18 protein-coding genes and 1 tRNA gene are annotated in these 24,069 nt (G+C 73.2%); 15 read left to right on the plus strand and 4 right to left on the minus strand.

The window, feature by feature from the left end:
- The first annotated feature begins 1 nt into the window (after position 1).
- The 8 genes from trpA to ACFY00_RS02080 all read left to right on the plus strand — a co-directional run bounded on the left by trpA (position 2) and on the right by ACFY00_RS02080 (position 11,198).
- Entirely contained in the window at positions 2–811 is an 810-nt protein-coding gene (trpA, locus tag ACFY00_RS02045; RefSeq protein WP_388026267.1) for a tryptophan synthase subunit alpha, read from the plus strand.
- Between the two features lie 187 nt (positions 812–998).
- Positions 999–1,181, plus strand: a complete 183-nt coding sequence (locus ACFY00_RS02050; protein WP_388026269.1) for a hypothetical protein — start codon at positions 999–1,001, stop codon at positions 1,179–1,181.
- A gap of 134 nt (positions 1,182–1,315) precedes the next feature.
- Positions 1,316–1,828 (plus strand): MauE/DoxX family redox-associated membrane protein, encoded by a 513-nt coding sequence (locus tag ACFY00_RS02055; protein ID WP_388026271.1) that lies wholly within the window; start codon positions 1,316–1,318, stop codon positions 1,826–1,828.
- 51 nt (positions 1,829–1,879) lie between these two features.
- Positions 1,880–2,737, plus strand: coding sequence for a DsbA family protein (locus ACFY00_RS02060; RefSeq protein ID WP_388026272.1), 858 nt, complete (start codon positions 1,880–1,882; stop codon positions 2,735–2,737).
- A gap of 81 nt (positions 2,738–2,818) precedes the next feature.
- Positions 2,819–3,781 (plus strand): prolipoprotein diacylglyceryl transferase, encoded by a 963-nt coding sequence (gene lgt, locus ACFY00_RS02065; RefSeq protein ID WP_388026273.1) that lies wholly within the window; start codon positions 2,819–2,821, stop codon positions 3,779–3,781.
- A 186-nt stretch (positions 3,782–3,967) separates the two neighbouring features.
- On the plus strand, positions 3,968–4,711 hold the full coding sequence (locus ACFY00_RS02070; protein ID WP_388026274.1) for a VIT1/CCC1 transporter family protein: 744 nt from the start codon (positions 3,968–3,970) through the stop codon (positions 4,709–4,711).
- Positions 4,712–5,149: 438 nt separating this feature from the next.
- Positions 5,150–9,745 carry a glutamate synthase large subunit gene (gene gltB / locus ACFY00_RS02075; protein ID WP_388026276.1) on the plus strand — a complete coding sequence of 1,532 codons (4,596 nt, stop codon included), beginning with the start codon at positions 5,150–5,152 and terminating at the stop codon, positions 9,743–9,745.
- Positions 9,738–11,198 carry a glutamate synthase subunit beta gene (locus ACFY00_RS02080; protein WP_388026277.1) on the plus strand — a complete coding sequence of 487 codons (1,461 nt, stop codon included), beginning with the start codon at positions 9,738–9,740 and terminating at the stop codon, positions 11,196–11,198. The genes gltB and ACFY00_RS02080 overlap by 8 nt, the downstream gene beginning before the upstream one ends.
- Positions 11,199–11,360: 162 nt before the next feature.
- Here the strand turns inward: ACFY00_RS02080 and ACFY00_RS02085 are convergent, their stop codons facing one another.
- Positions 11,361–11,723: a nuclear transport factor 2 family protein gene (locus ACFY00_RS02085; RefSeq protein WP_388026278.1), complete on the minus strand. Its 363-nt coding sequence runs from the start codon at positions 11,721–11,723 to the stop codon at positions 11,361–11,363.
- A 117-nt stretch (positions 11,724–11,840) separates the two neighbouring features.
- Here ACFY00_RS02085 and ACFY00_RS02090 point away from each other — a divergent pair, with 117 nt between their 5' ends.
- The 3 genes from ACFY00_RS02090 (at position 11,841) to ACFY00_RS02100 (ending at position 17,014) form a co-directional block, all read left to right on the plus strand.
- Positions 11,841–14,501, plus strand: a complete 2,661-nt coding sequence (locus tag ACFY00_RS02090) for an ATP-binding protein (RefSeq protein WP_388026279.1) — start codon at positions 11,841–11,843, stop codon at positions 14,499–14,501.
- Positions 14,502–14,629: 128 nt separating this feature from the next.
- A complete protein-coding gene (locus ACFY00_RS02095; protein ID WP_388026280.1) occupies positions 14,630–15,499 on the plus strand; it encodes a helix-turn-helix domain-containing protein in 870 nt (289 codons plus the stop codon).
- Between the two features lie 57 nt (positions 15,500–15,556).
- Positions 15,557–17,014 carry an aldehyde dehydrogenase family protein gene (locus tag ACFY00_RS02100; protein ID WP_388026282.1) on the plus strand — a complete coding sequence of 486 codons (1,458 nt, stop codon included), beginning with the start codon at positions 15,557–15,559 and terminating at the stop codon, positions 17,012–17,014.
- Positions 17,015–17,096: 82 nt separating this feature from the next.
- Here the strand turns inward: ACFY00_RS02100 and ACFY00_RS02105 are convergent, their stop codons facing one another.
- Both ACFY00_RS02105 and ACFY00_RS02110 read right to left on the minus strand, forming a co-directional pair.
- On the minus strand, positions 17,097–18,020 hold the full coding sequence (locus tag ACFY00_RS02105) for a hypothetical protein (RefSeq protein ID WP_388026283.1): 924 nt from the start codon (positions 18,018–18,020) through the stop codon (positions 17,097–17,099).
- A gap of 135 nt (positions 18,021–18,155) precedes the next feature.
- The gene (locus tag ACFY00_RS02110; protein ID WP_388026284.1) at positions 18,156–19,982 is read right to left on the minus strand and encodes a bifunctional metallophosphatase/5'-nucleotidase; all 1,827 of its coding nucleotides are present in this window, start codon (positions 19,980–19,982) and stop codon (positions 18,156–18,158) included.
- 394 nt (positions 19,983–20,376) lie between these two features.
- On the opposite strand from ACFY00_RS02110, the gene pyk reads away from it, so the two are divergent.
- The 3 genes from pyk (at position 20,377) to ACFY00_RS02125 (ending at position 23,157) form a co-directional block, all read left to right on the plus strand.
- Positions 20,377–21,804 carry a pyruvate kinase gene (gene pyk, locus ACFY00_RS02115; RefSeq protein WP_388026286.1) on the plus strand — a complete coding sequence of 476 codons (1,428 nt, stop codon included), beginning with the start codon at positions 20,377–20,379 and terminating at the stop codon, positions 21,802–21,804.
- A 153-nt stretch (positions 21,805–21,957) separates the two neighbouring features.
- Complete coding sequence (locus tag ACFY00_RS02120; protein ID WP_388026287.1) at positions 21,958–22,884, plus strand: hypothetical protein; 927 nt, start codon at positions 21,958–21,960, stop codon at positions 22,882–22,884.
- Positions 22,885–22,968: 84 nt separating this feature from the next.
- Complete coding sequence (locus ACFY00_RS02125) at positions 22,969–23,157, plus strand: hypothetical protein (protein WP_388026289.1); 189 nt, start codon at positions 22,969–22,971, stop codon at positions 23,155–23,157.
- Between the two features lie 60 nt (positions 23,158–23,217).
- Here ACFY00_RS02125 and ACFY00_RS02130 read toward each other — a convergent pair.
- Positions 23,218–23,291, minus strand: a tRNA-Leu gene (locus tag ACFY00_RS02130).
- A gap of 99 nt (positions 23,292–23,390) precedes the next feature.
- On the opposite strand from ACFY00_RS02130, the gene ACFY00_RS02135 reads away from it, so the two are divergent.
- Positions 23,391–24,044 carry an ANTAR domain-containing response regulator gene (locus ACFY00_RS02135; RefSeq protein WP_285736464.1) on the plus strand — a complete coding sequence of 218 codons (654 nt, stop codon included), beginning with the start codon at positions 23,391–23,393 and terminating at the stop codon, positions 24,042–24,044.
- Positions 24,045–24,069 lie beyond the last annotated feature (25 nt).

A 24,069-nucleotide genomic window follows, 5' to 3' on the forward strand; every position in this document is an offset into this window, starting at 1 on the left:
CATGGCCGACACCAAGCTCACCACCGTGCTGGCCGCCGCGAAGGCCGAGGGCCGGGCGGCCCTGATCGGCTACCTGCCGGCCGGCTTCCCGACCGTGGACGGTGGCATCGCCGCGGTCAACGCCCTGATCGAGGGCGGCTGCGACGTCGTCGAGGTCGGCCTGCCGCACTCGGACCCGGTGCTGGACGGCGCGGTCATCCAGACCGCCGACGACATCGCGCTGCGCGGCGGCGTGAAGATCAAGGACGTGCTGCGCACCGTGGCCGAGGTCGCGGCGGCGCACCCGGCCGTGCCGGTCCTGGTCATGACGTACTGGAACCCGGTGGACCGCTACGGCACCGCCCGGTTCGCCGCCGACCTGGCCGCGGCCGGGGGAGCGGGCTGCATCCTGCCGGACCTGCCGGTGGAGGAGTCCGAGGAGTGGCGCAAGGCCGCGGCCGAGCACGGGCTGGACACCGTGTTCGTGGTCGCCCCGTCCTCCAGGGACCACCGGCTGGCCGAGGTCACCGCGGCGGGCTCCGGCTTCGTGTACGCGGCCGCGGTGATGGGCGTGACCGGCACCCGCGCGGCGGTCGGCAACCTGGCCGAGGACCTGGTGGCCCGCACCCGCGCCACCACCGCGCTGCCGGTCTGCGTCGGTCTGGGCGTCTCCAACGCGGACCAGGCCGCCGAGGTGGCGGCCTTCGCGGACGGCGTGATCGTCGGCTCGGCGTTCGTCCAGCGTCTGCTGGACGCCGAGCAGTTGGCGGACGGCACGGCCGCGGTCCGGGCGCTCGCGGGCGAGTTGGCGCAGGGCGTCCGCCGCAGGTAGCCGAGCAGCGCGGCACGGCCGAGGGCCGCCCGGGGAGCAACTGCCGCTCCCCGGGCGGCCCTTCGCGTTGCGGCCCTTCGCGCGGCCGACCTACTCCGCGAGGGTGAAAAACCGGCGGGCGCGGGTGCTTCCCGGCGGGTTGACGCCGTTGAACCCTCCGGCGGTTCGTCGGCGAGAGGGCATCCGGATGGCGCGGGTTCACCGGGCGGTGCTGCTGCGGGCGCTGGCGGCCGGGCTGGCGCTGGCCGCCGCGCTGGTCGGGAGCGGGGGCGTGGAGCGGGAGTTGGCCCGCCGGGGGGCGGAGCGGGCGGTGCTGTGCCAGCAGTCGGAGCGGGGTCCGACGGCGGGCTGCGACGCGCCGGAACGATGATCCAGAAAATCGGACGTATGACCGTTTAAGGTCCCTCATACGGCGTAACTCGCCAATGTGGAGGAACCACCCGCCATCCCCTACGGTTCATCAGGCAGGAAACGGTGGAACGCGCCCGAGGGGGAACCGAACTGATGGCCAGTCAGCACGTCGAACGCGGCCGGACGGACGGGTGGCGCCGGGCGGTGGACGGCGCGGCGGCCGAGTGGTTCGGACTGGCGGTGCGGCTGGGTCTGGCGGTGGTCTGGGGCTGGGCCGGCCTGGCGAAGGTCTCCGACCCGGCCGAGGCGGCCCAGGCGGTGCGCGCGTACGAGATCCTGCCCGAGTCGCTGGTGAAGCCGGTCGGCTGGGGGCTGCCGTTCCTGGAGCTGGCGCTGGCCCTGCTGCTGGTGCTCGGGCTGGGGACGCGGATCGTCGCGGTCGTCTCGGCGGTGCTGCTGCTGGTGTTCGTCGCGGGCATCTCCTCCGCGTGGGCGCGCGGCATCTCGATCGACTGCGGCTGCTTCGGCGGCGGCGGCGCGGTGGACGAGTCGCAGACCAAGTACCTGCAGGAGATCCTGCGCGACACCGGGTTCCTGCTGCTGTCGGCGTGGCTCGTCTACCGCCCCCGGACGAAGCTCTCGCTGGACGCCTGGCTGGCCGCCTGAGCCGCCCGCCGCCCCCGACGACCCCAACCACTGGACTGGCAAGAGCACCCCATGAGCGAGAAGAACCGAGAAGGCAAGCGCAACGCCCGGGACAAGATGCGGGAGGCCCGGGCCGCCGAGGAGGCCAAGGCGCGGCGGACCAGGAAGCTGGTGGTCGGCGGCGTGGTGGTCGCGGTGATCGCGGCCGCCGTGGTGGTCGGCGTGGTGGTGCAGAACCAGCGCTCCAAGCCGGAGACCCCCACCGCGGCCCCGGCCGGGACGACCGGCGACAAGAACCTGGTGATCCCGGTCGGCGCGGCCGACGCCCCGTCCACGCTGACGGTCTACGAGGACCCGCGCTGCCCGGCCTGCGGCAGCTTCGAGCGGAGCTTCTCGCCGACCGTCGACCAGCTGGAGGACGCGGGCAAGATCGTCGTCGACTACCACATCGTCTCGTTCATCGACCGCTCGCTGGGCGGCAGCGGCTCCAAGTACGGCGCCAACGCGCTGGGCTGCGCGCAGGACGCCGGGCACTTCCGCGACTACCACGACGTGCTGTACCGCAACCAGCCGGAGGAGACCGAGGACTCCTTCGGCACCAAGCAGACCCTGATCGACCTGGCCAAGCAGGTCCCCGGGCTGGACACCCCGGAGTTCCAGGCCTGCGTCAACGACAACAAGTTCGGCGGCTGGGTCTCCGCGGTGCAGCAGGACTTCGACAAGTCCAGCTACAAGTCGACCCCGACGGTGCTGCTGAACGGCGAGCCGGTCTACCCGAAGAAGGGCAACGAGCAGATCAGCCCGGAGAACCTGGTCAAGTGGGTGGACGCGGCCAACCAGGGCAAGCAGCTCGGCACCCCCGGCTCCCACGGGCAGAGCCCGGCGCCCAGCTCGACCGCGGGCGAGTCCAACACCCCGCCCTCGCCCTGACCCGGCCGGGGCCGCGTGACGCTACCGTGACCCGCTCCGGTGCCGGTGGTGCCGGTGGGACACGGTAGCGTCGAGAGTGCCATGGATCTCGCATACATTCCGAGCCCGTCGCGGGGCGTCCTCAACCTGGGGCCCATCCCGCTGCGCGCCTACGCCTTTTGCATCATCATCGGTGTCGTCGTGGCCGTGTGGCTCGGCAGCAAGCGCTGGGTCGCCCGCGGCGGCGGGCGGCACACGGTCGGCGACATCGCGGTCTGGGCGGTGCCGTTCGGCCTGGTCGGCGGTCGGCTCTACCACGTCGTCACCGACAACCAGCTGTACTTCGGCGAGGGCAAGCACCCGATCGACGCGTTGAAGATCTGGGAGGGCGGCCTCGGCATCTGGGGCGCCATCGCCCTCGGCGCGGTCGGCGCCTGGATCGGCGCCCGCCGCCGCGGCGTCCCGCTGCCCGCCTACGCCGACGCGATCGCCCCCGGCATCGCGCTGGCCCAGGCCTGCGGCCGCTGGGGCAACTGGTTCAACCAGGAGCTGTACGGCCGGGAGACCACCCTGCCCTGGGGCCTGAAGATCGACAAGACCCTCCCGGACGGCACCGTCGTCCAGGGCGTCTACCACCCGACCTTCCTGTACGAGTCGATCTGGTGCGTGCTGGTCGCGGTCCTGGTGATCTGGGCCGACCGGCGCTTCACCCTCGGCCACGGCCGGGCCTTCGCGCTGTACGTCGCCGCCTACACCCTCGGCCGGTTCTGGACGGAGTGGCTGCGGATCGACGAGGCGCACCGCTTCTTCGGCCTGCGCCTGAACGACTGGACGGCGATCCTGGTCTTCGTCGGCGCGATCGTCGCCTTCGTGCTCTCCGCCAAGCTCCGCCCCGGCCGCGAGGACCCGGACGCGATCGACCCGCAGGCCACCCGGGAGCGCGCCGAGACCGAGGCGGCCGCGGAAGAGGCCGAGCAGCCGCGGGACACCGCCCCGGCCGCGCCCGCGCAGGAGGCCGGGGACGACTCCGTGAAGCTCTCGAAGGACTCCGAGAAGCCCTCCTGAGCCGACCCGTTCGACCCCGTCGGGGCCGCCACCGCCGAGAGGGGCGGAGGCGGCCCCAACTGCCTTTGGGCAGGCTTACTTTGCTGGAAAGCAGCAGGTCAAACAGCTACGTTCGAAGAGCACCAGCGAGCCCGGCCGACGCGCGGCCCGGGGGGATCCGCCGTGCCCGGAAGGGGAGCCGCCCGCATGAGCACCGTCACCGCAGAGCCGCAGACCGACAGCCCGCAGCCGCCCCGCATACCCGAGGCCGACCACCACCGGGACGTCAACGGCGGCTGGCTGCGCCCGGCCGTGTTCGGGGCGATGGACGGCCTGGTGTCGAACTTCGCGCTGATGACCGGCGTGGTCGGCGGCGACGCGGCGCCGAGCACCGTGGTGCTCACCGGCCTGGCCGGGCTGGCGGCCGGCGCGTTCTCCATGGCGGCCGGTGAGTACACCTCGGTCGCCTCCCAACGCGAGCTGGTGGAAGCCGAGTTGGAGGCCGAGCGGATCGAGCTGCGGCGCAACCCGCAGGGCGAGCTGGCCGAGCTGGCCCAGTTGTACGTGGCCCGCGGCGTCGACCCGGAGCTGGCCCACGAGGTGGCCCGGCAACTGTCCGCCGACCCGGACACCACGCTGGCCGTGCACGCCCGCGAGGAGCTCGGCGTCGATCCGGAGGACCTGCCCTCGCCGCTGGTCGCCGCCCTCTCCTCGTTCGGCTGCTTCGCGCTCGGCGCGCTGCTGCCGGTGCTGCCCTACCTGCTCGGCGCGACCGCGCTGTGGCCCGCCGCGCTGCTGGCGGTGCTCGGCCTGTTCGGCTGCGGCGCGGTGGTGGCCCGGGTGACGGCCCGCAGCTGGTGGTTCTCCGGCCTGCGCCAGCTGGTGCTGGGCGGGGCCGCGGCGGGCGTCACCTACCTGCTGGGACGGCTGATCGGCGGGGCGATCGGCTGACCGGCCGCCGGTCCGTCACTCGAACAGCCTTGTACGAAAATCCAGAGCTCTGTATAGTTATGCCATGGAACGCGTGATGTTCCGCACATGGGCCCGAGCCTGCGCCTTGCCCTAGTCTCGACATCCGGCTGTCGACCCCCGCAATCAAAAGCGGGGGCGGCGTCGACTTCGAAGATTCCCAGGTGGAACACCTGAGGCGTGTGTGGCGAGGGGGTTTCGCCCCTGTTTCACGCCCTTCGGGGCAGGGCACACTGGAGGGAACGCGCGACGCTGCGCCTTCTCCCCATCCGCCCCCTGACCTGGGGATCAGTCCGGGATGTGGACGCAGGAATCCACTTCCCGGTCCAGGCGGCATCATGTAACCTGCACCGACAAATCGCATCAGGGCCAACGTCGTCCCTTTGCATGAAGCAACTGTTTACGACGACGGGAGAGCCGATGCTGTCTGCATCCATGCACTCCGGCCACGAGGACGCCAAGGCCACCGGCCCCTACGCCCTCGTTCCGGACGCGCGTCCCCAGGCCCAGGGTCTCTACGACCCGCGCAACGAGCACGACGCCTGCGGTGTCGGCTTCGTGGCCACGCTGACCGGCATCGCCGACCACAAGATCGTCGAGCAGGCGCTGACCGTCCTGCGCAACCTGGAGCACCGCGGCGCCACCGGCGCCGAGCCGGACTCCGGTGACGGCGCGGGCATCCTGACCCAGGTCCCGGACGCGTTCCTGCGCGCGAACGTGGACTTCGAGCTCCCCGCCGCCGGCTCCTACGCCGTCGGCATCGCCTTCCTCCCGGTCGAGGACGAGGCGGCCGCCGCCGCGGCCACCCGGATCGAGGTCATCGCGGCCGAGGAGGACCTGACCGTCCTCGGCTGGCGCGACGTCCCGGTCACCCCCGACCTGCTGGGCGCCACCGCCTGCTCCGTCATGCCGCGCTTCCGCCAGCTCTTCGTCACGCACGCGGAGCGCACCGGCATCGAGCTGGACCGGGTCTCCTTCGTGCTGCGCAAGCGCGCCGAGCGCGAGGCCGGGGTGTACTTCCCCTCGCTCTCCGCCCGCACCCTGGTCTACAAGGGCATGCTGACCACCGGCCAGCTGGAGCCCTTCTTCCCCGACCTGTCGGACCGGCTCTACGCCTCCGCGATCGGCCTGGTGCACTCGCGCTTCTCCACCAACACCTTCCCGAGCTGGCCGCTGGCCCACCCGTACCGCTTCGTCGCGCACAACGGCGAGATCAACACGGTCAAGGGCAACCGCAACTGGATGACCGCCCGGGAGTCCCAGCTCGCCACCGACCTGATCCCCGGCGACCTGGGCCGGATCTTCCCGGTCTGCACCCCGGACCACTCCGACTCGGCGTCCTTCGACGAGGTCCTGGAGCTGCTCCACCTCGGCGGCCGCTCGCTGCCGCACTCGGTGCTGATGATGATCCCGGAGGCGTGGGAGAACCACGCCACCATGGACCCGGCCCGCCGCGCGTTCTACCAGTACCACTCCAACCTGATGGAGCCCTGGGACGGCCCGGCCTGCGTGACCTTCACCGACGGCACCCAGATCGGGGCGGTCCTGGACCGCAACGGCCTGCGCCCGGCCCGGTACTGGATCACCGAGGACGGCCTGGTCGTGCTCTCCTCCGAGGTCGGCGTGCTCGACATCGACCAGGAGAAGGTCACCAGGAAGGGCCGCCTGCAGCCCGGCCGGATGTTCCTGATCGACACCGCCGAGCACCGCATCGTCGAGGACGAGGAGATCAAGGCCGCCCTCGCCGCCGAGCACCCCTACGAGGAGTGGGTCGCCGCCGGGCAGATCCAGCTCGCCAAGCTCCCCGAGCGCGAGCACATCGCCCACACCCACGCCTCCGTCACCCGCCGCCAGCAGACCTTCGGCTACACCGAGGAGGAGCTGCGGGTCATCCTCGCGCCGATGGCCAAGACCGGCGGCGAGGCGCTCGGCTCGATGGGCACCGACTCGCCGATCGCCGCGCTCAGCGAGAAGCCGCGCCTGCTGTTCGACTACTTCACCCAGCTGTTCGCCCAGGTCACCAACCCGCCGCTGGACGCGATCCGCGAAGAGCTGGTCACCTCGCTGCACAGCAACCTCGGCCCCGAGGGCAACCTGCTGGACGCCAGCCCGGCGCACTGCCGCTCGGTCGGCATCACCTTCCCGGTGATCGACAACGACGAGCTGGCCAAGCTGATCCACATCAACGTGGACGGCGACCAGCCTGGCCTGAAGGCCGTCACCCTCTCCGGCCTGTACAAGGTCGCCACCGGCGGCGAGGGCCTGGCCGCCCGCCTCGCCGAGATCGCCGCCGAGGCCGACGCCGCGATCGCCGACGGCGCCCGCATCATCGTCCTCTCCGACCGGCACTCGGACGCCGAGCACGCGCCGATCCCGTCGCTGCTGCTCACCTCGGCGATCCACCACCACCTGATCCGCACCAAGCAGCGCACCCAGGTGTCGCTGCTGGTCGAGGCCGGTGACGTCCGCGAGGTGCACCACGTCGCGCTGCTGATCGGCTACGGCGCCGGCGCGGTCAACCCGTACCTGGCCATGGAGTCGGTCGAGGACCTGGTCGCCCAGGGCGTCTTCGTCCAGGGCATCGAGCCCGAGAAGGCGATCAGGAACCTGATCTACGCGCTCGGCAAGGGCGTCCTGAAGGTGATGTCCAAGATGGGCATCTCCACCGTCGCCTCCTACCGCGGCGCGCAGGTCTTCGAGGCCATCGGCCTCTCCCAGGAGCTGGTGGACGCCTACTTCGCGGGCACCACCACCAAGCTCGGCGGCATCGGCCTGGACGAGATCGCCAAGGAGACCGCCGCCCGCCACGCCAAGGCCTACCCGGCCTCCGGCATCACCGCCGCGCACCGCGCGCTGGAGATCGGCGGCGAGTACCAGTGGCGCCGCGAGGGCGAGCCGCACCTGTTCGACCCGGAGACGGTCTTCCGCCTCCAGCACTCGACCCGCACCAAGCGCTACGACATCTTCAAGCAGTACACGGACCGGGTGAACGCCCAGTCCGAGCGCCTGATGACGCTGCGCGGCCTGTTCCAACTCGACGGCCTCGGCCGGACCCCGGTCCCGATCGACGAGGTCGAGCCGGTCTCCGAGATCGTCAAGCGGTTCTCCACCGGCGCGATGTCCTACGGCTCCATCTCGATGGAGGCGCACGAGACCCTCGCCATCGCGATGAACCAGCTCGGCGGCAAGTCCAACACCGGCGAGGGCGGCGAGGACCCGGAGCGCCTGTACGACCCGGCGCGCCGCTCGGCGATCAAGCAGGTCGCCTCCGGCCGCTTCGGCGTCACCTCCGAGTACCTGGTCAACGCCGACGACATCCAGATCAAGATGGCCCAGGGCGCCAAGCCCGGCGAGGGCGGCCAGCTGCCCGGCCACAAGGTCTACCCGTGGGTGGCGAAGACCCGGCACTCGACCCCGGGCGTCGGCCTGATCTCCCCGCCGCCGCACCACGACATCTACTCCATCGAGGACCTCGCCCAGCTGATCCACGACCTCAAGAACGCCAACCCGGACGCCCGCATCCACGTGAAGCTGGTCTCCGAGGTCGGCGTGGGCACCGTCGCGGCGGGCGTCTCCAAGGCGCACGCGGACGTGGTGCTGATCTCCGGCCACGACGGCGGCACCGGCGCCTCCCCGCTGACCTCGCTCAAGCACGCGGGCGGCCCCTGGGAGCTCGGCCTCGCCGAGACCCAGCAGACCCTGCTGCTCAACGGCCTGCGCGACCGCATCGTCGTGCAGACCGACGGCCAGCTCAAGACCGGCCGCGACGTGGTCATCGCCGCCCTGCTGGGCGCCGAGGAGTTCGGCTTCGCGACCGCCCCGCTGGTGGTCTCCGGCTGCATCATGATGCGGGTGTGCCACCTGGACACCTGCCCGGTCGGCGTCGCCACCCAGAACCCGGTGCTGCGCGAGCGCTTCTCCGGCAAGCCCGAGTTCGTGGTCAACTTCTTCGAGTTCATCGCCGAGGAGGTCCGCGAGATCCTCGCCGAGCTCGGCTTCCGCTCGATCGAGGAGGCCGTCGGCCACGCCGAGCACATCAACGCCCAGGCCGCCATCGACCACTGGAAGGCCGCCGGGCTCGACCTGGCCCCGCTGTTCCACGTCCCGGAGCTGCCCGAGGGCGCGGCCCTGCGCAACACCACCGGCCAGGACCACGCCCTCGACAAGGCCCTCGACAACCAGCTCATCGAGCTGGCCGAGGACGCCCTGGAGCGCGGCGAGGCCGTCCGGATCCAGCTGCCGATCCGCAACGTCAACCGCACCGTCGGCACCATGCTCGGCCACGAGGTGACCAAGCGGTACCGCGGCGCGGGCCTGCCCGAGGGCACCATCGACGTGACCTTCACCGGCTCGGCCGGCCAGTCCTTCGGCGCCTTCGTCCCCAAGGGCGTCACGCTGCGCCTGGAAGGCGACGCCAACGACTACGTCGGCAAGGGCCTGTCCGGCGGCGTGCTCGTGGTCCGTCCCGCCCGGGACGCCGCCGCGATCGGCGCCGACGCGCAGAACCACGTCATCGCCGGCAACACCATCGGATACGGCGCCACCTCCGGCCGCATCCACCTGCGCGGCAAGGCCGGCGAGCGCTTCGCGGTCCGCAACTCCGGCGCTACCCTGGTGGTCGAGGGCGTGGGCGACCACGGCCTGGAGTACATGACCGGCGGCCGGGTGGTCATCCTCGGCGAGACCGGCCGCAACCTGGCGGCGGGCATGTCCGGCGGCATCGCCTACGTGCTCGACCTGCGCCCGGCCAACGTCAACAGCGGCATGGTGGGCATCGAGGCCCCCAGCGCCGCCGACCGCGAATGGCTGCGCGAGACCGTCCAGCAGCACTACGAGGAGACCGGCTCCACCGTCGCCGCCGAGCTCCTGGCCGACTGGGGCAGCGGGGTCTCCCGCTTCTCCAAGATCATGCCCACCGACTACAAGGCTGTGCTCGCCGCCAAGGACGCCGCTGAGCGCGATGGCCTCTCCGAGGTGGAGACCACTCGCAAGATGATGGAGGCGGCAAATGGCTGACCCCAAGGGCTTCCTGACCACGCCCAAGCAGCTGGCGGAGCGCCGTCCGGTGGACGTCCGCATCCGCGACTGGAACGAGGTCTACGTCGAGCGCAGCCTCCTTCCGATCATCAGCAAGCAGGCCGGTCGCTGCATGGACTGCGGCATCCCGTTCTGCCACAACGGCTGCCCGCTCGGGAACCTGATCCCCGAGTGGAACGACCTCGCCTACCGGGACGACTGGTCCGGCGCGATCGAGCGGCTGCACGCCACCAACAACTTCCCGGAGTTCACCGGCCGCCTGTGCCCGGCTCCGTGCGAGTCGGCGTGCGTGCTGGGCATCAACCAGGACGCGGTGACCATCAAGAACGTCGAGGTCACCATCATCGACAAGGCCTGGGACCGCGGCGGGGTCACCCCGCAGATCCCCGAGCGCCTGTCCGGCAAGACCGTCGCCGTGATCGGCTCCGGCCCGGCCGGCCTGGCCGCCGCCCAGCAGCTCACCCGGGCCGGGCACACCGTGGTGGTGTACGAGCGCGCCGACCGCATCGGCGGCCTGCTGCGCTACGGCATCCCCGAGTTCAAGATGGAGAAGCGCCACATCAACCGCCGCATCGAGCAGATGCGCGCGGAGGGCACCCGCTTCCGCACCGGCGTCGAGGCCGGCGTCGACATCAGCGGCCAGGACCTGCGCTCGCGCTTCGACGCGGTCGTCATCGCCGCCGGTGCCACCACCGCCCGCGACCTGCCCGTCCCCGGCCGGGAGCTGAACGGCGTCCACCAGGCGATGGAGTACCTGCCGCTGGCCAACAAGGTCCAGGAGGGCGACTACGTCGACTCCCCGATCTCGGCCAAGGGCAAGCACGTCGTCGTCATCGGCGGCGGCGACACCGGCGCCGACTGCGTCGGCACCGCGCACCGCCAGGGCGCCCTCTCCGTCACCCAGCTGGAGATCATGCCGCGGCCGTCCGAGGACCGCCCGGCCAACCAGCCCTGGCCGACCATGCCGATGACCTACAAGGTCACCTCGGCCCACGAGGAGGGCGGCGAGCGGATCTACTCCGTCTCCACCACCCACTTCGCGGGCGACGAGGACGGCAACGTCCAGGAACTGCACCTGGTCGAGGTCGAGTTCAAGGACGGCAAGTTCGAGCCCGTCCCCGGCAGCGAGAAGGTCATCCCGGCCCAGCTCGTCACCCTCGCCATGGGCTTCACCGGCACCGACGTCAAGAACGGCCTCGTCGAGCAGCTCGGCGTCGACCTCGACGCCCGCGGCAACGTCGCCCGCGACGGCAAGTTCGGCACCAACGTCGACGGGGTGTACGTTTGCGGTGACGCCGGTCGCGGTCAGTCGCTGATCGTCTGGGCGATCGCGGAGGGCCGTTCGGCCGCCTCGGCGGTCGACAGGTACCTGGGTGGCAAGACCGCGCTCCCCGCCCCGATCAAGCCGACCGACCGCTCGCTGGTGGTCTGACCGACCACCGCCCCGAGAACGCCCACGCCCCCCGCGAGGGGGGCAAGGCCGACAAACACCGACCCGCCAGAGCCGCCGGGACCCGGTCATCACGACGCCTGCCCACTCCCCGACCAGGTAAGGGCAGGCGTCGTTGTCGTTCTCGGAACGGTGCGCGCCGCTTCAGGCGGTCGGGACCTTGTCCAGGAAGCCGACCACGGTGGCGATCCGGCCGTCCGGCGTCGCGGTGAGGACGTCGAAGCCGATCACCAGCGGCTCGGGGGCGCCCTCCGGGGCGAGCTCCCAGGTGAAGCGGGCGACGTCGTGGTGGGCGTCGACCGGGCCGAGGCGGAAGACCAACCCGGCGAACTGGGCCTGGACGGCGGCCAGGGTGGCGTCGAACTGCTCGTGACCGACCGCCTCGACCAGCGGGTCGACGTAGCGGCCCCCGGGCGCCCAGGTCTCCTCGACCAGCTTGCGGCGGGCGGCCGGGTCGGTCTCGTTCCAGGCGGCGAGGTAGCGCTCGGCGAGGTTCTGCAGGTCCATCGGGGGCTCCTTCTGCGGGTGTTCTGCGGTGTTCTGCGGGGTGGTTCCCCTTGCAGGACAAGAAGTTACGGAGATCGCCGCCCCGGGGAATCGGTCACGTATAGGTAGGGTCGACCCATGCTGTACGGACGGGGGACGGAACGCGCGGCGATCGACCGGCTGTTGGCGGACGCGCACGCCGGGCGGGCCGGGGCGCTGCTGCTGCGCGGCGAGCCGGGCATCGGGAAGAGCGCGCTGCTGGACGCGGCGGCCGGGGCGGCCGCCGGGTGGCGGGTGCTGCGGGCGGCCGGGGTCGAGTCGGAGGCCCGGCTGCCGCACGCCGTGCTCAGCCAGCTGCTGGCCCCCGCACTGGACCGGCTCGACGCCCTGCCCGGACCGCAACGGGCCGCGCTGGAACGGACGTTGGGGCTGGCCGACGGCCCCGCCGGGGACCGGCTGCTGGTCGGGCTCGCGGTGCTGACCCTGCTGGGCGACCTCGCCGAGCAGCAGCCGGTGCTGCTCCTGCTGGACGACCTGCAGTGGGCCGACCCGGAGTCCGCGGCGGCGCTGCGGCTCGCGGTGCGCCGCCTGGGCGCCGAGCGGGTCGCCGTGCTGCTGGCGACCCGGGAGGACGGGGTCGAGGCGTCCGGGCTGCCCGAGCTGCCGGTGGGACCGCTGGCGGAGCCCGACGCGGCCCGGCTGCTGGCCCAGATCGCCCCCGAACTCGCCGACCCCGCAAGGGTGCTGGCCGCCGCCGCGGGCAACCCGCTGGCGCTGCGCGAACTCCCGCGGGGCGAGGGCTCCGGCGCGCTGCCGCCCGACGGACGGCTGCGGCTCGCCTACCACGGCCAGGTCAGCCGACTGCCCGGCCGCACCCAGCGCTGGCTGCTGCTGGCCGCGCTGGAGGAGACCGGCGAGGCGGAGGTGCTGCTGCGGGCCGCCGCGGAGAGCGGGCTGGACGCCGCCGACCTGGCGCCCGCCGAGGCCCGGGGCCTGCTGCGGATCGACCTGGCCACCGGCCGGGCCCGGTTCCGGCACCCGCTGCTGCGCTCCGCCCTGGTCGACCGGGCCCCGCTCGCCGACCGGCTGGCCGCGCACCGGGCGCTGGCCGCCGCGTACGGGCCGGGCGAGCCGCTGCGGCGCGCCTGGCACCGGGCGCTGGCCGCCACCGGGCGGGACGCGCAGGCCGCGGCGGACCTCGCGGCGGCGGCCGCCACCGCCGCCTCCCGCGGCGGCCACCAGGGCGCCTGCGCCGCGTACGAGCGGGCCGCCCGGCTCAGCCCCGACCCCGTGCTCGCCCGCCGCTGGACGGTCGAGGCGGTGGAGGCCGCGCTGGAGGCGGGCGAGGTGGAGCGGGCCGAGCGGCTCGCGCTCGCCGCCGACCGGCCGGACGCCGACCCGGTCACCCGGGCGCACCTGCTGTTCGCCCGCGGCGTGGCCGAGTTCTGGCGCGGCGAGCACGCCTCCGCGCACGCCCGGCTCACCGAGGCCGCCGCCCTGGTCGCCGCCGCGCACCCCGGCCCGGCCGCCCGCGTCCTGGTGCAGGCCGTGCACGTCGCCTGGTACGACGGGCTCCCGGCCGTGCGCGGCAGCCTGGACGCGCTCGCCGCCCTGCCGCTGCCGGACGGCGACCCGCTCGGACCGGTCGTCCGCTACCTGGCCGCCGCGCTCGGCGGGGCGGACGGGCCGACGCTGCCGGAGGCCGAGCGGGCGGCCCGGGCGGCCGGGGCGGCCGTCCCGGTCGACCTGGTGCTGCCGTGCGGGGCCGGGCTGGTGCCCGGGCACGACGCCGAGGTGCTGGACCTCGCCCGCCGCCTGGTCCGGGAGGCCCGGGAGGGCGGCGCCTTCGGGACGCTGCCCACCCTGCTGTTCTTCCTCGCCGAGGCCGAGCTCTTCGACGGCCGCCCGGCCGCGGCCGCCGACCACGCCGCCGAGGCGCTGCAACTGGCCCTGGACAGCGGACAGCCGCTGTGGACCGGCCAACTGCACGGCTTCCAGGCCTACGTGGCGGCCGCCCGGGGCGAGGCGGAGCCCTGCCGGGAGCAGGCCGCCGCGGCCTTCGCCCGGGGCGGCGCGGGCGCCCCGTGGGCCCGCTGGGCGCTCGGCCTGCTCGACCTGGGCGAGGGCCGGGCCGAGGACGCGCACGGCCACCTCGCCGCGCTCACCGGCGGCCCGTACGGCTACCAGGTCGCCGCCGTCCGCGCCGTCCCCGACCTGGTGGAGGCGGCGGTGCGGCTGCGCCGCGGCGAGGAGTGCGCCGGGGCGCTGGCCCGGTTCGAGCGGTGGGCCGAGCGCGTCGACCGGCCGTGGGCCCGCGCCCTGGTGGACCGCTGCCACGCGCTGCTGGCCCCCGACGAGTTCGCCGAGGAGCTGTACCTGCGGGCGCTGGCCCGGCACGCCGAGCAGCCCCGCCCGTGGGAGCAGGCCCGCACCGAGCTGCTGTACGGCGAGTGGCTGCGCCGCGGCCGCCGCAAGGCCGAGGCCAGGGTGCCGCTGCGCTCCGCCGAGCAGGCGCTGCGGCGGCTGGGCGCCGTCCCGTGGGCGGAGCGGGCCCGACTCGAGCTGGACGCCACCGGCGCGCCCGCCGCCTCCGGCCCGGCCCGGACGGTGGTGGCCGGGCTGACCCCGCAGGAGTCGCAGATCGTCCGGCTGGCCGCCCAGGGCCTGTCCAACCGGGACATCGCCGCGCAGCTGTTCCTGAGCGCCCGCACGGTCGGGCACCACCTGTACAAGGCGTACCCGAAGCTCGGGGTGAGTTCGCGCACCGATCTCGCGGAGGTCCTCCCGGAGCTGTCCTGAGCGGAGTCGAAACCCTCGCTTCTGCAACGGATTGGCCAAATGCCGGAAGGCCCTCGCGGAGTGTCGTCGCGCAGTGGCAGACTGCTTCCCACGAGGTCCACTTGGCGTTCCTGGGGCGGAGGATTTGCATGACGGGCCTGCAGACGGGCAGCGGTGCGACCGCGCGTCGCATCCAGCTGGGCGCCCAGTTGCGGCGCCTGCGCGAGGCCCGCGGCGTGACCAGGGAGGACGCCGGGTACTCGATCCGGGCGTCGGAGTCGAAGATCAGCCGGATGGAGCTCGGCCGGGTCGGCTTCAAGCAGCGCGACGTGGCGGACCTGCTGACGCTGTACGGCGTCGACGACGAGGAGTCCCGCGCGGCCCTGCTCGGCCTGGTCGGCGGCACCAACGCCCCGTCCTGGTGGCACGGGTACGGGGACGTGGTGCCCGGCTGGTTCCAGACGTACCTCAACCTGGAGGACGCGGCCGACCTGGTCCGCAGCTACGAGGTGCAGTTCGTGCCCGGGCTGCTGCAGACCCCCGAGTACGTGCACGCGGTGATGCGGGCGGGCAGCCCCGCCGCGCCCGCGGAGGAGATCGAGCGCCGGGCCGCGGTCCGGCTGCGCCGGCAGGAGCGCTTCCTCGCCGAGGGGGCGCGGGCCCGGCTGGAGCTGATCGTCGACGAGACGGCGCTGCGCCGCCCGTGCGGCGGGCCCGAGGTGATGCGCGGCCAGTTGGAGCGGCTCGCGGAGCTGTCGCTGCGCGAGAACGTCAGTCTGCGGGTGCTGCCGCTGGGGATGGGCGCGCTGGCGGCCGACAGCGGGGCGTTCACGGTGCTGTGCTTCCCCGAGCCGGACCTGTCGGACGTGGTCTACGTCGAGCAGTTCACCACCGCGCTGTACCTGGACAAGCCGGCCGAGGTGGCCGAGTACGCGAGCGCGCTGGAGCGGGTGTCGGCGGCGGCGCTCTCCGAGGAGGAGACCCGGGGACTTCTCGCGGAGCTCCTCCAAGTCCTCTGACCCCCAACTAAGATGACGATCCGTCAGTAGGTGTTATCCAGCGCCGAGAGGGATCGCATGTCCTTGATCGCGGAACTCGCCCAGCAGTACATCGACGGCCGGTGGCAGCCGGGCACCGGCTCCTGGGACATCGTCGACCTGGACCCCTACAGCGGGGAGAAGCTCGCCTCCTTCACGGTCGCCACCGCCGAACAGGTCGACCTCGCCTACCGCGCCGCCGAGCGCGCCCAGCCCGCCTGGGCCGCCACCAGCCCCTACGAGCGCCGCCTGGTCCTCGAACGCGCCCTGCGGGTCGTCGAGGAGCGCGAGGCCGAGATCCTCCAGGTGATGACCGCCGAACTCGGCGGCACCCTGATGAAGTCCGGCTTCGAACTCTCCCTGGTCAAGGACATGCTGCGGGAGGCCGGTTCGCTCGCCCTGCGCTCCGAGGGCCGGATCCTGCCCTCCCCGGTGCCCGGCAAGGAGAACCGGCTCTACCGGCTGCCGGTCGGCGTGGTCGGCGTGATCAGCCCGTTCAACGCCCCCGTCTTCCTCTCCCTGAAGGCCGTCGCCCCCGCCCTCGCCCTCGGCAACGCGGTCGTCCTCAAGCCGCACCAGGACGCCCCGGTGGCCGGCGGCACCCTGATCGCCAAGGTCTTCGAGGAGGCCGGCCTGCCCGCCGGGCTGCTCAACGTCGTCCTCACCGACATCGCCGAGATCGGCGACGCGTTCATCGAGCACCCGGTGCCCAAGGTCATCGCCTTCACCGGCTCCGACCGGGTCGGACGGCACGTCGCCACCGTCGCCGCGAGCCACCTCAAGCGCACCGTCCTCGAACTCGGCGGCAACAGCGCCCTGGTGGTCCTCGACGACGCCGACCTCGACTACGCGGTGGACGCCGCCGTCGCCAGCCGCTTCGTCCACCAGGGCCAGATCTGCATGGCCGCCAACCGGATCCTGGTCGACCGCGCCGTCTTCGCCGAGTTCAGCGAGAAGTTCACCGCCAAGGTCGCCTCGCTCTCCGTCGGCGACCCCGGTGACCCCGCCACCGACCTCGGCCCGCTCATCAACTCCGCCCAGGCCGAGGCGATCACCGCCGAGGTCGAGCGCGCGGTGGCGGCCGGGGCCCGCGCCCTGCTGCGCGGCGCCACCGTCGGCACCCTGGTCCGCCCGACCGTCCTCACCGACATCCCCGCCGACGACCCGATCCTGCGCCGCGAGGTGTTCGGCCCGGTCGCCCTGCTCATCCCCTTCGACGGCGAGGACGAGGCCGTCCGGATCGCCAACGACACGCCCTTCGGCCTCTCCGGCGCGGTGCACACCGCGAACGTCGAGCGCGGCGTGCGGTTCGCGCAGCGGATCGACACCGGCATGATCCACGTCAACGACGGGACGATCGCGGACGAGCCGATCGTGCCGTTCGGCGGCGAGAAGAGTTCCGGCGTCGGGCGGCTGAACGGCGACACCAGCGTGGACGCGTTCACCACGGTGAAGTGGATCTCGATCCAGCACGGGCGCTCGCGCTTCCCGTTCTAGGGCGCGAGGGTCGTACGTACCGCGAGGTCGCGGGGTTGCTCGCGCAGTTCCCCGCGCCCCTGCGTGCGGCGTCTGCCCGTACTCACGGCCGGGGGAGTTGCGGGCGGCCGTCGGCGAGGCCGAGGACGGTGCGGGTGCCGAGCGGGCGGGACAGGCGGAACTCGACCGGGGCGATCTGCAGGGAGGCGTCGCAGACCTCGCCCGGGCCGAGCCTGCGCGGGGTGGCGTGGCCGATCAGGACGACCGCCAGGTCGGTCTCGTAGACGGTGCCGGGATCGGCGGTGGCGCAGCCGAGCGGGACGCCCGCGGTGAGGACCAGCCCGTCGGGGGAGACCGCGCGCAGCGCGGTCGGGATGCCGTCGCCGGGCCGGTCCGGGGGTGCCGGGGTGGTCGGGACGGGCGGCTGCTGGGGGAGGACGGCGGGGTATCGGAACGTCCCGGCGTAGCCGTCGAGGGTGAACTCCCAGGTGGGGATGGTGGCTTGGCCGCGACTGGTGGTGACGGCGGCGGTGCCGGGCCGGACGGCGGTGACGGCGAGCCGGGTGCCGCAGTCCACGGAGCAGGAGTCGCTGCGGTGGGTGAGCGAGGTGAGGACCTCCCGGGCGGAGCGCTGCGGCAGGGCGAGGACGGAGCCGTCGGCGAACCTGACCTCGGTGAGTCCGGAGACCGGGACCGGCAGGGTGGTGCGCAGGTCGATCCGGCCGTCCAGGTAGGCGGCCTTGTCGCCGCTGCTGCGGAAGGCCCCGTCCGGCAGCCACTCGGTGGGGGCGTCGACCGGGAAGTAGCCGTGCTCCCAGACCTGTTGGAGCTCGGAGCCGGGCCAGGCGGCGGCGACCTCCGCGGCCCGTTCGGCGGCGGCGCCGGTCGCGGGCCGCACCTCGGGCCCGGCGGTGACCCGGTCCGTTCCCGGCTGGACGGTCGGCATCGGGTCGTTCGTCCTGCTCGGTCCGCAGCCGCCCAGCAGCAGGGCCGCCGCGACCGCCGTGAGCACCGCTCGTGCGCGCATGTTCCGTCATCCCCCTGGGTCGTGGTCCGTGGTCCGTGATCCGTGATCCGGACGGGGGTTGGACGGGGCCGGGCGGGAGGCGGTTCCCGGGGCCGTCCGGGGTGGAACTCCCGGACGGCCCCGGGCGGTCGGCCGTTAGAAGACCGGCACGCCGGCCCGGACCAGGCGCCAGCCGCCCTGGCCGGAGAAGTCGGCCGGGTCGATGACGCCCTTGGCCTTCACCCAGGCGATCATCGTGTTGCGGATCTCGTCGGAGTCGGCCCACACCTGCTGGGCGGCGGCGACGTGCGGGAAGTTGCCGCCGCCGTTGGCGCGGTAGTTGTTGACGGCGAGGACGAACTGCGCGGCCGGGTCGACCGCCGTGCCCCGGTACGACAGGTTGACGATGCGGCTGCCGACCGGCTGCGCGATGTCGATGTCGTAGGACAGGCCGTAGATCGAGTCGTAGTTGTAGTCGGGGGTGTTGTTGGCCTGGTTGGTCAGGGCGTCCAGGTCGATCGCGGCCCCGGGGGCGACCTGGGCGTAGTACTTGGCGGAGTACTCCAGGTAGTCCTTGAGCTGGGCGCCGGTCAGGATCCGGGCCTCCAGGGTGTTCTCGTAGATGTACAGTCCGGCCGCGTCGCGCAGCTTGACCTCGCCCGCCGGGATGACCGCGGTGCGGTTGAACGGCGCGGCCTGGGCCAGCACCGGCAGGGCGGCGTACGGGCCGCCGGCCAGGGCGTCGCGCACCGCGTCGGCCTGGACGCGGCCGATCAGGTCGATGATCGGGGTGTCCTTGAACCGGGCCTCGGCGATGGAGAGGGTCTCCTTGCAGGTGCCGATGACCTGGTTGACGTAGGCGACGACCTTCCGGTGCTGCTCCTCGACCAGCCGGACGATCTCCGGGTCCTCGGCGACGGTGTTGGAGTTCAGCAGCCGGGCGCTGACGCCGGTGACGGTCCACTGGCCGCGGGCGAACTCGACCTCGAAGTCGAAGCAGGTCAGCCGCTCGCCCCAGAGCGCGGGCTCGGAGAGGACGACCTCCTTGCCGGTCCGCTCGTTGACCACGATCCGCTGCGGGATCTCCTTGTGGGCGTGGCCGACCAGGATCGCGTCGATGCCGGGGACGGTGGCGGCGGTCTCGGCGCCCGCGTTCTCCGAGAACGGCAGCTGGTCGCCCCAGGAGGAGGCGCCGTCCACGCCGGTGTGCGCGGTGAGCACGACCACGTCGGCGCCCGCCGCGCGGACCTTGGGCACCCACTTGGCGGCGATCTCCGGGATGCCGGGGAAGGACAGCTTGCCCTGCACGTTGGCCTTGTCCCAGATGGCGATGCCGGGGTTGGTCAGGCCGAGGATGCCGACCCGGATCGGGCGGCCGTGGCCGAGGTGCAGCTCGCGGATGACGTACGGCGGGAAGGCGGGCTTCTCGCTCTTGGCGTCGACCGCGTTGGCGCCCAGCAGCGGGAACTCCAGCTGGTCCTGGTAGGCGCGCAGCAGCGGGATGCCGTAGTTGAACTCGTGGTTGCCGAGGGCGGCGGCGTCGTAGCCGATGGCGTTCATCGCGGCGGCCATCGGGTGGCGCGGGGCCTTGGTGCCGGTGATCGGCTCGACCCGGGCGAAGTAGTAGGAGAGCTGGGTGCCCTGGATGGTGTCGCCCGCGTCGATCAGCAGGGTCCGGCCGGGGCCCTGCTCGGCGCGGACCTGCTCGACCAGGGTGGAGATCTTGGCCAGGCCGACGTCGTTGTGGGCCTTGTCGTCGTACTCGGAGTCGGTGAAGTACTCCCAGTTGAGGACGTGGCCGTGCAGGTCGGTGGTGCCCATCACGGTGAAGGCGGCCTTGAAGGGGGTGGGACCCTTGCCGCGGGCGTCGTCCCGCTTCTGGTCCGCGGCGGCGGCGGTGCCGGTCGCGAGGCCGCCGGCCAGGGCGGCACCGGCCGCGGTGGCGGCGGAGCGGGTGACGAAGTCACGGCGGTTCAGGGACATCGAGGACTCCAAGTCGGGCGGTGCGGGCGGTCAGCGGGCGTCCGGGGCGGGGCAGGTGACACCCCGCCACCCGTGGTGACGCGCGTAGAAAACGTGTGTGGCAGTCTGCCGCTTTCCGGCCGCCGGGGCCAGACCCCCAGGCCGTCCAACAGGTGAGGGGCGGATGACCCCCGAGTGTCGCCGACCCGCCCGCGACCGCCCTCACGACCACCCGCGCGGCCGCCCCCGGGGCCCGGCCGGGCGCACGCGCGTGCGTCAACGGGGGCGGTGGGCGCTCACCCGGGTGCCACCCGCCGCGCGGCGCGGGTCCGTTCACCGAATCTTCTGTCAACTGCCATGGAGGGACTGGCCGGAACCGCTCTGTTACGTCCCGGTAATGCCTAGGCTCTGCTGTATGCGCCGAGCAAAAATCGTTTGTACTCTCGGGCCTGCCGCGGACTCGTACGACCAGATCAAGGCCCTGGTCGACGCGGGCATGGACATCGCCCGACTGAACCTCAGCCACGGCTCCCACGCGGAGCACGAGGACCGTTACCACCGGGTCCGCAAGGCCTCGGACGAGACGGGCCGCAGCGTCGGGGTGCTGGCCGACCTGCAGGGCCCGAAGATCCGCCTCGCCACCTTCGCCGACGGGCCCGTCCTGCTGGAACGCGGCGACGAGTTCACCATCACCGTCGACGACGTCCCGGGCGACCGGGAGATCTGCGGCACCACCTACAAGGGCCTGGCCGCGGACGTCTCGCGCGGCGAGCGGATCCTGGTCGACGACGGCCGGGTCTGCCTGGAGGTCACCCACGTCGAGGGCCCCCGGGTGCACTGCATCGTCATCGAGGGCGGACTGGTCTCCGACCACAAGGGCCTCAACCTTCCCGGCGTCGCCGTCTCGGTGCCCGCGCTCTCCGACAAGGACGTCGAGGACCTGCGCTGGGCACTGCGGACCGGGGCCGACCTCGTCGCGCTGTCGTTCGTGCGCAGCGGGAGGGACGTCGAGGAGGTGCACCGGATCATGGCCGAGGAGGGCCGCCGGATCCCGGTCATCGCCAAGATCGAGAAGCCGCAGGCGGTGGAGAACCTGGAGTCCATCGTGGACGCCTTCGACGGCATCATGGTCGCCCGCGGCGACCTGGGCGTCGAACTCCCGCTGGAGCAGGTGCCGATCGTCCAGAAGCGCGCCGTCAAGCTGGCCAAGCGCAACGCCAAGCCGGTCATCGTCGCCACCCAGATGCTGGACTCGATGATCAACGCCTCCCGGCCGACCCGCGCCGAGGCGTCCGACGTCGCCAACGCCGTGCTGGACGGCACCGACGCGGTGATGCTCTCCGGCGAGACCTCGGTCGGCAAGTACCCGGTCGAGACGGTGAAGACCATGGCCCGGATCGTCGAGGCCGCGGAGGAGGACGTGCTGGCCGCGGGCCTGCCGCCGCTCACCGACAAGAACAAGCCCCGCACCCAGGGCGGTGCGGTCGCCCGGGCCGCCGCCGAGATCGGCGACTTCCTGGACGCCAAGTACCTGATCGCGTTCACCCAGAGCGGCGACACCGCGCGGCGGCTGACCCGCTACCGCTCGCCGATCCCGGTCCTGGCGTTCACCTACGAGCCCGCCGTGCGCAGCCAGTTGGCGCTGACCTGGGGCGTGGAGACCTTCCTCGGCCCGTTCGTCACCACCACCGACGAACTGGTCGCCCAGGTCGACTCCGCGCTGCTCAGCCTGGGCCGCTGCAAGCCCGGCGACGTCGTGATCATCACGGCCGGCTCCCCGCCCGGCCTGGCCGGCTCCACCAACCTGGTGCGGGTCCACCACGTCGGCGCGCTCGACAACTGACGCCCGCGCCGCCGGGCCCGCCCCCGCGAACCGGGAGGCGGGCCCGACAGCCCGTCAGGCGGGCGGCCCGGGGCCTGACGCGTTGTCGGTAGCATGCCCTGGGCGGCGGCCGCGCGGGTCGGGCCCGTGTCGCGACCGGGGAGAAGACACAGCTTGATACGCCGCCTCGCCGTGGCCTGCGCCGCGGCCGTCCTGACCGCCGGGTGCACCCCCTTCGGCGCGGACACCCTGCAGGCGGTGCCCTCCGGCGGTCCGGCGGGTCCGTCCCCGCGCACCGTCCTGCTGGACCGGACGGCCTGGTGGGGCGGCAGCTCCTACCGGCTCACCGGCGTCACCACGACCGCCCAGCCGGGCGGCCGGAGCCGGGTCGAACTCGTCCTGGAGGTCGGCGTCGAGTCGCCGGTGCCGGTCGCGGCCGCGCTGCCCAGGGCCGCCCTGGAGTCCGACGGCGTCGCGGTCAGCGGCCCGCTGGAGGTGCAGCCGCCGCCGTACGGCCGGGCCTCGCTCAGCGTCACGGTGCAGGACGTCGGCGCCCCCGGGCAGGAGCTCGACCCGGACCGGCTGGCCCTGGTGCTGACCGCCCCCGGCGCCGCCCGCGCGGTGCTGCCGGTCGGGGCGCACCCCGGGCAGGAGGCCGCGGACCTCCGGCCCACCCCGCTGCGGGCCTCCGCCGACAGCCTGCAGGCGGGCCCCCACCGACTCGTGCTGGCCTCCGCCCGGCTGCGCGAGGACTGCACCGGCAGCCCGGTGCCCGCCCCCGCCGTGCCGATCGGCAGCACGCCCGTCGTGCCCCGCCCGCTGCGCGCCCTGAAGCCCGGCCAGCACACCGTCGAGCTGCTGTTCGAGGCCCCCGCGGGCACCGGCGGCGACCGGCTCGCGCTGCGGCTGACCCTGCCCGACGGGCGGCGCCTGGACCCGTCCCTCCCGCTCGGCACCACCGCGTACCCCGACCGGACGGGCCGGGTCAGCCTGGCGGCCTGGTTCGACTTCTACGGCGACACCACCGGGACGTACACCCTGGAGGCGCTGGACCGGGACGCCGCCGACGCCCCCGCGGCGCTCACCCTGGTGGCGGGGTGAGCAGTCCCGCTCCGGGGGCAGGCCCTGCTGACGCCGCGCCAGTAGGCTGCGGGGCGCCCGCCCCACGTCCTCGGGGGGACCACCTTGGGAAACCGCCTCAGCACGGCCGCCGCCGGGGCCCTGACCGTCCTGCCGGTCGGCGACCGCGGCCCGGAACCGGTGGCGCCTGTCCCGCTGCACCTCTCGGCGGCGACCCTGGATACCGTCCGCTTCCACCTGCGGGCGGCGGACGGCTCGGCCGCGCCCGCGGTGATCGCGCTGGGAACCGGCTGACCCGGCCGGGAACGGCAACGGTTCCGAGGCCGGGCGGCCTCGGAACCGTTGGAAGTGCGGTGCCCCGAGTGGGATTCGAACCCACACCGGACGGTGTTTGAGACCGTTGCCTCTGCCGATTGGGCTATCGGGGCCCAGCGGATCGAAGGTCGGACCCCCCACCCGTGGTGCACCCAACATACCGTGTCTGGGTAGGCTCATGCATGCAGCACCCCGCCGGACCGAGGAGCCCCGTGAGCACTGCCGACGAGCAGGCCCAGCCGCTTGACACCGACTCGCCCCAGATCACCCGAATCGTCATCGCCGAGGACGAGGCGCTGATCCGCCTCGACCTCAAGGAGATGCTGGAGGAGGAGGGCTACACCGTCGTCGGTGAGGCCGGCGACGGCGAGACGGCGGTCAGGCTGGTCGAGGAGCTCAAGCCCGACCTGGCCATCCTGGACGTGAAGATGCCGGTCCTGGACGGCCTCTCGGCCGCCGAGCGGATCCACGAGCAGCACCTCGCGCCGGTGCTGATGCTGACCGCGTTCTCCCAGCGCGAGCTGGTCGACCGGGCCCGCGACGCCGGGGCGATGGCGTACATCGTCAAGCCGTTCAGCAAGAGCGACCTGGTGCCCGCGATCGAGATGGCGGTCTCCCGCTACACCGAGATGCGCACCCTGGAGCAGGAGATCGCGGACCTCTCGCAGCGGCTGGAGACCCGCAAGCTGGTCGACCGCGCCAAGAGCGTGCTGCAGACCAAGTTCGGCCTGAACGAGCCCGCCGCGTTCCGCTGGATCCAGAAGACCTCGATGGACCGCCGGATGACGATGGCCGCCGTCGCCGAGGCCGTGATCGAGGAGGGCGCCGCCCAGGACCGCAAGAAGGCGGAGTCCACCGAGGGCTGAGCCGCCCCGCGCGCACGCGAACCGC

It is taken from the genome of Kitasatospora sp. NPDC001540, assembly GCF_042894345.1.
In the GTDB taxonomy this organism is placed as follows: domain Bacteria; phylum Actinomycetota; class Actinomycetes; order Streptomycetales; family Streptomycetaceae; genus Kitasatospora; species Kitasatospora phosalacinea_C.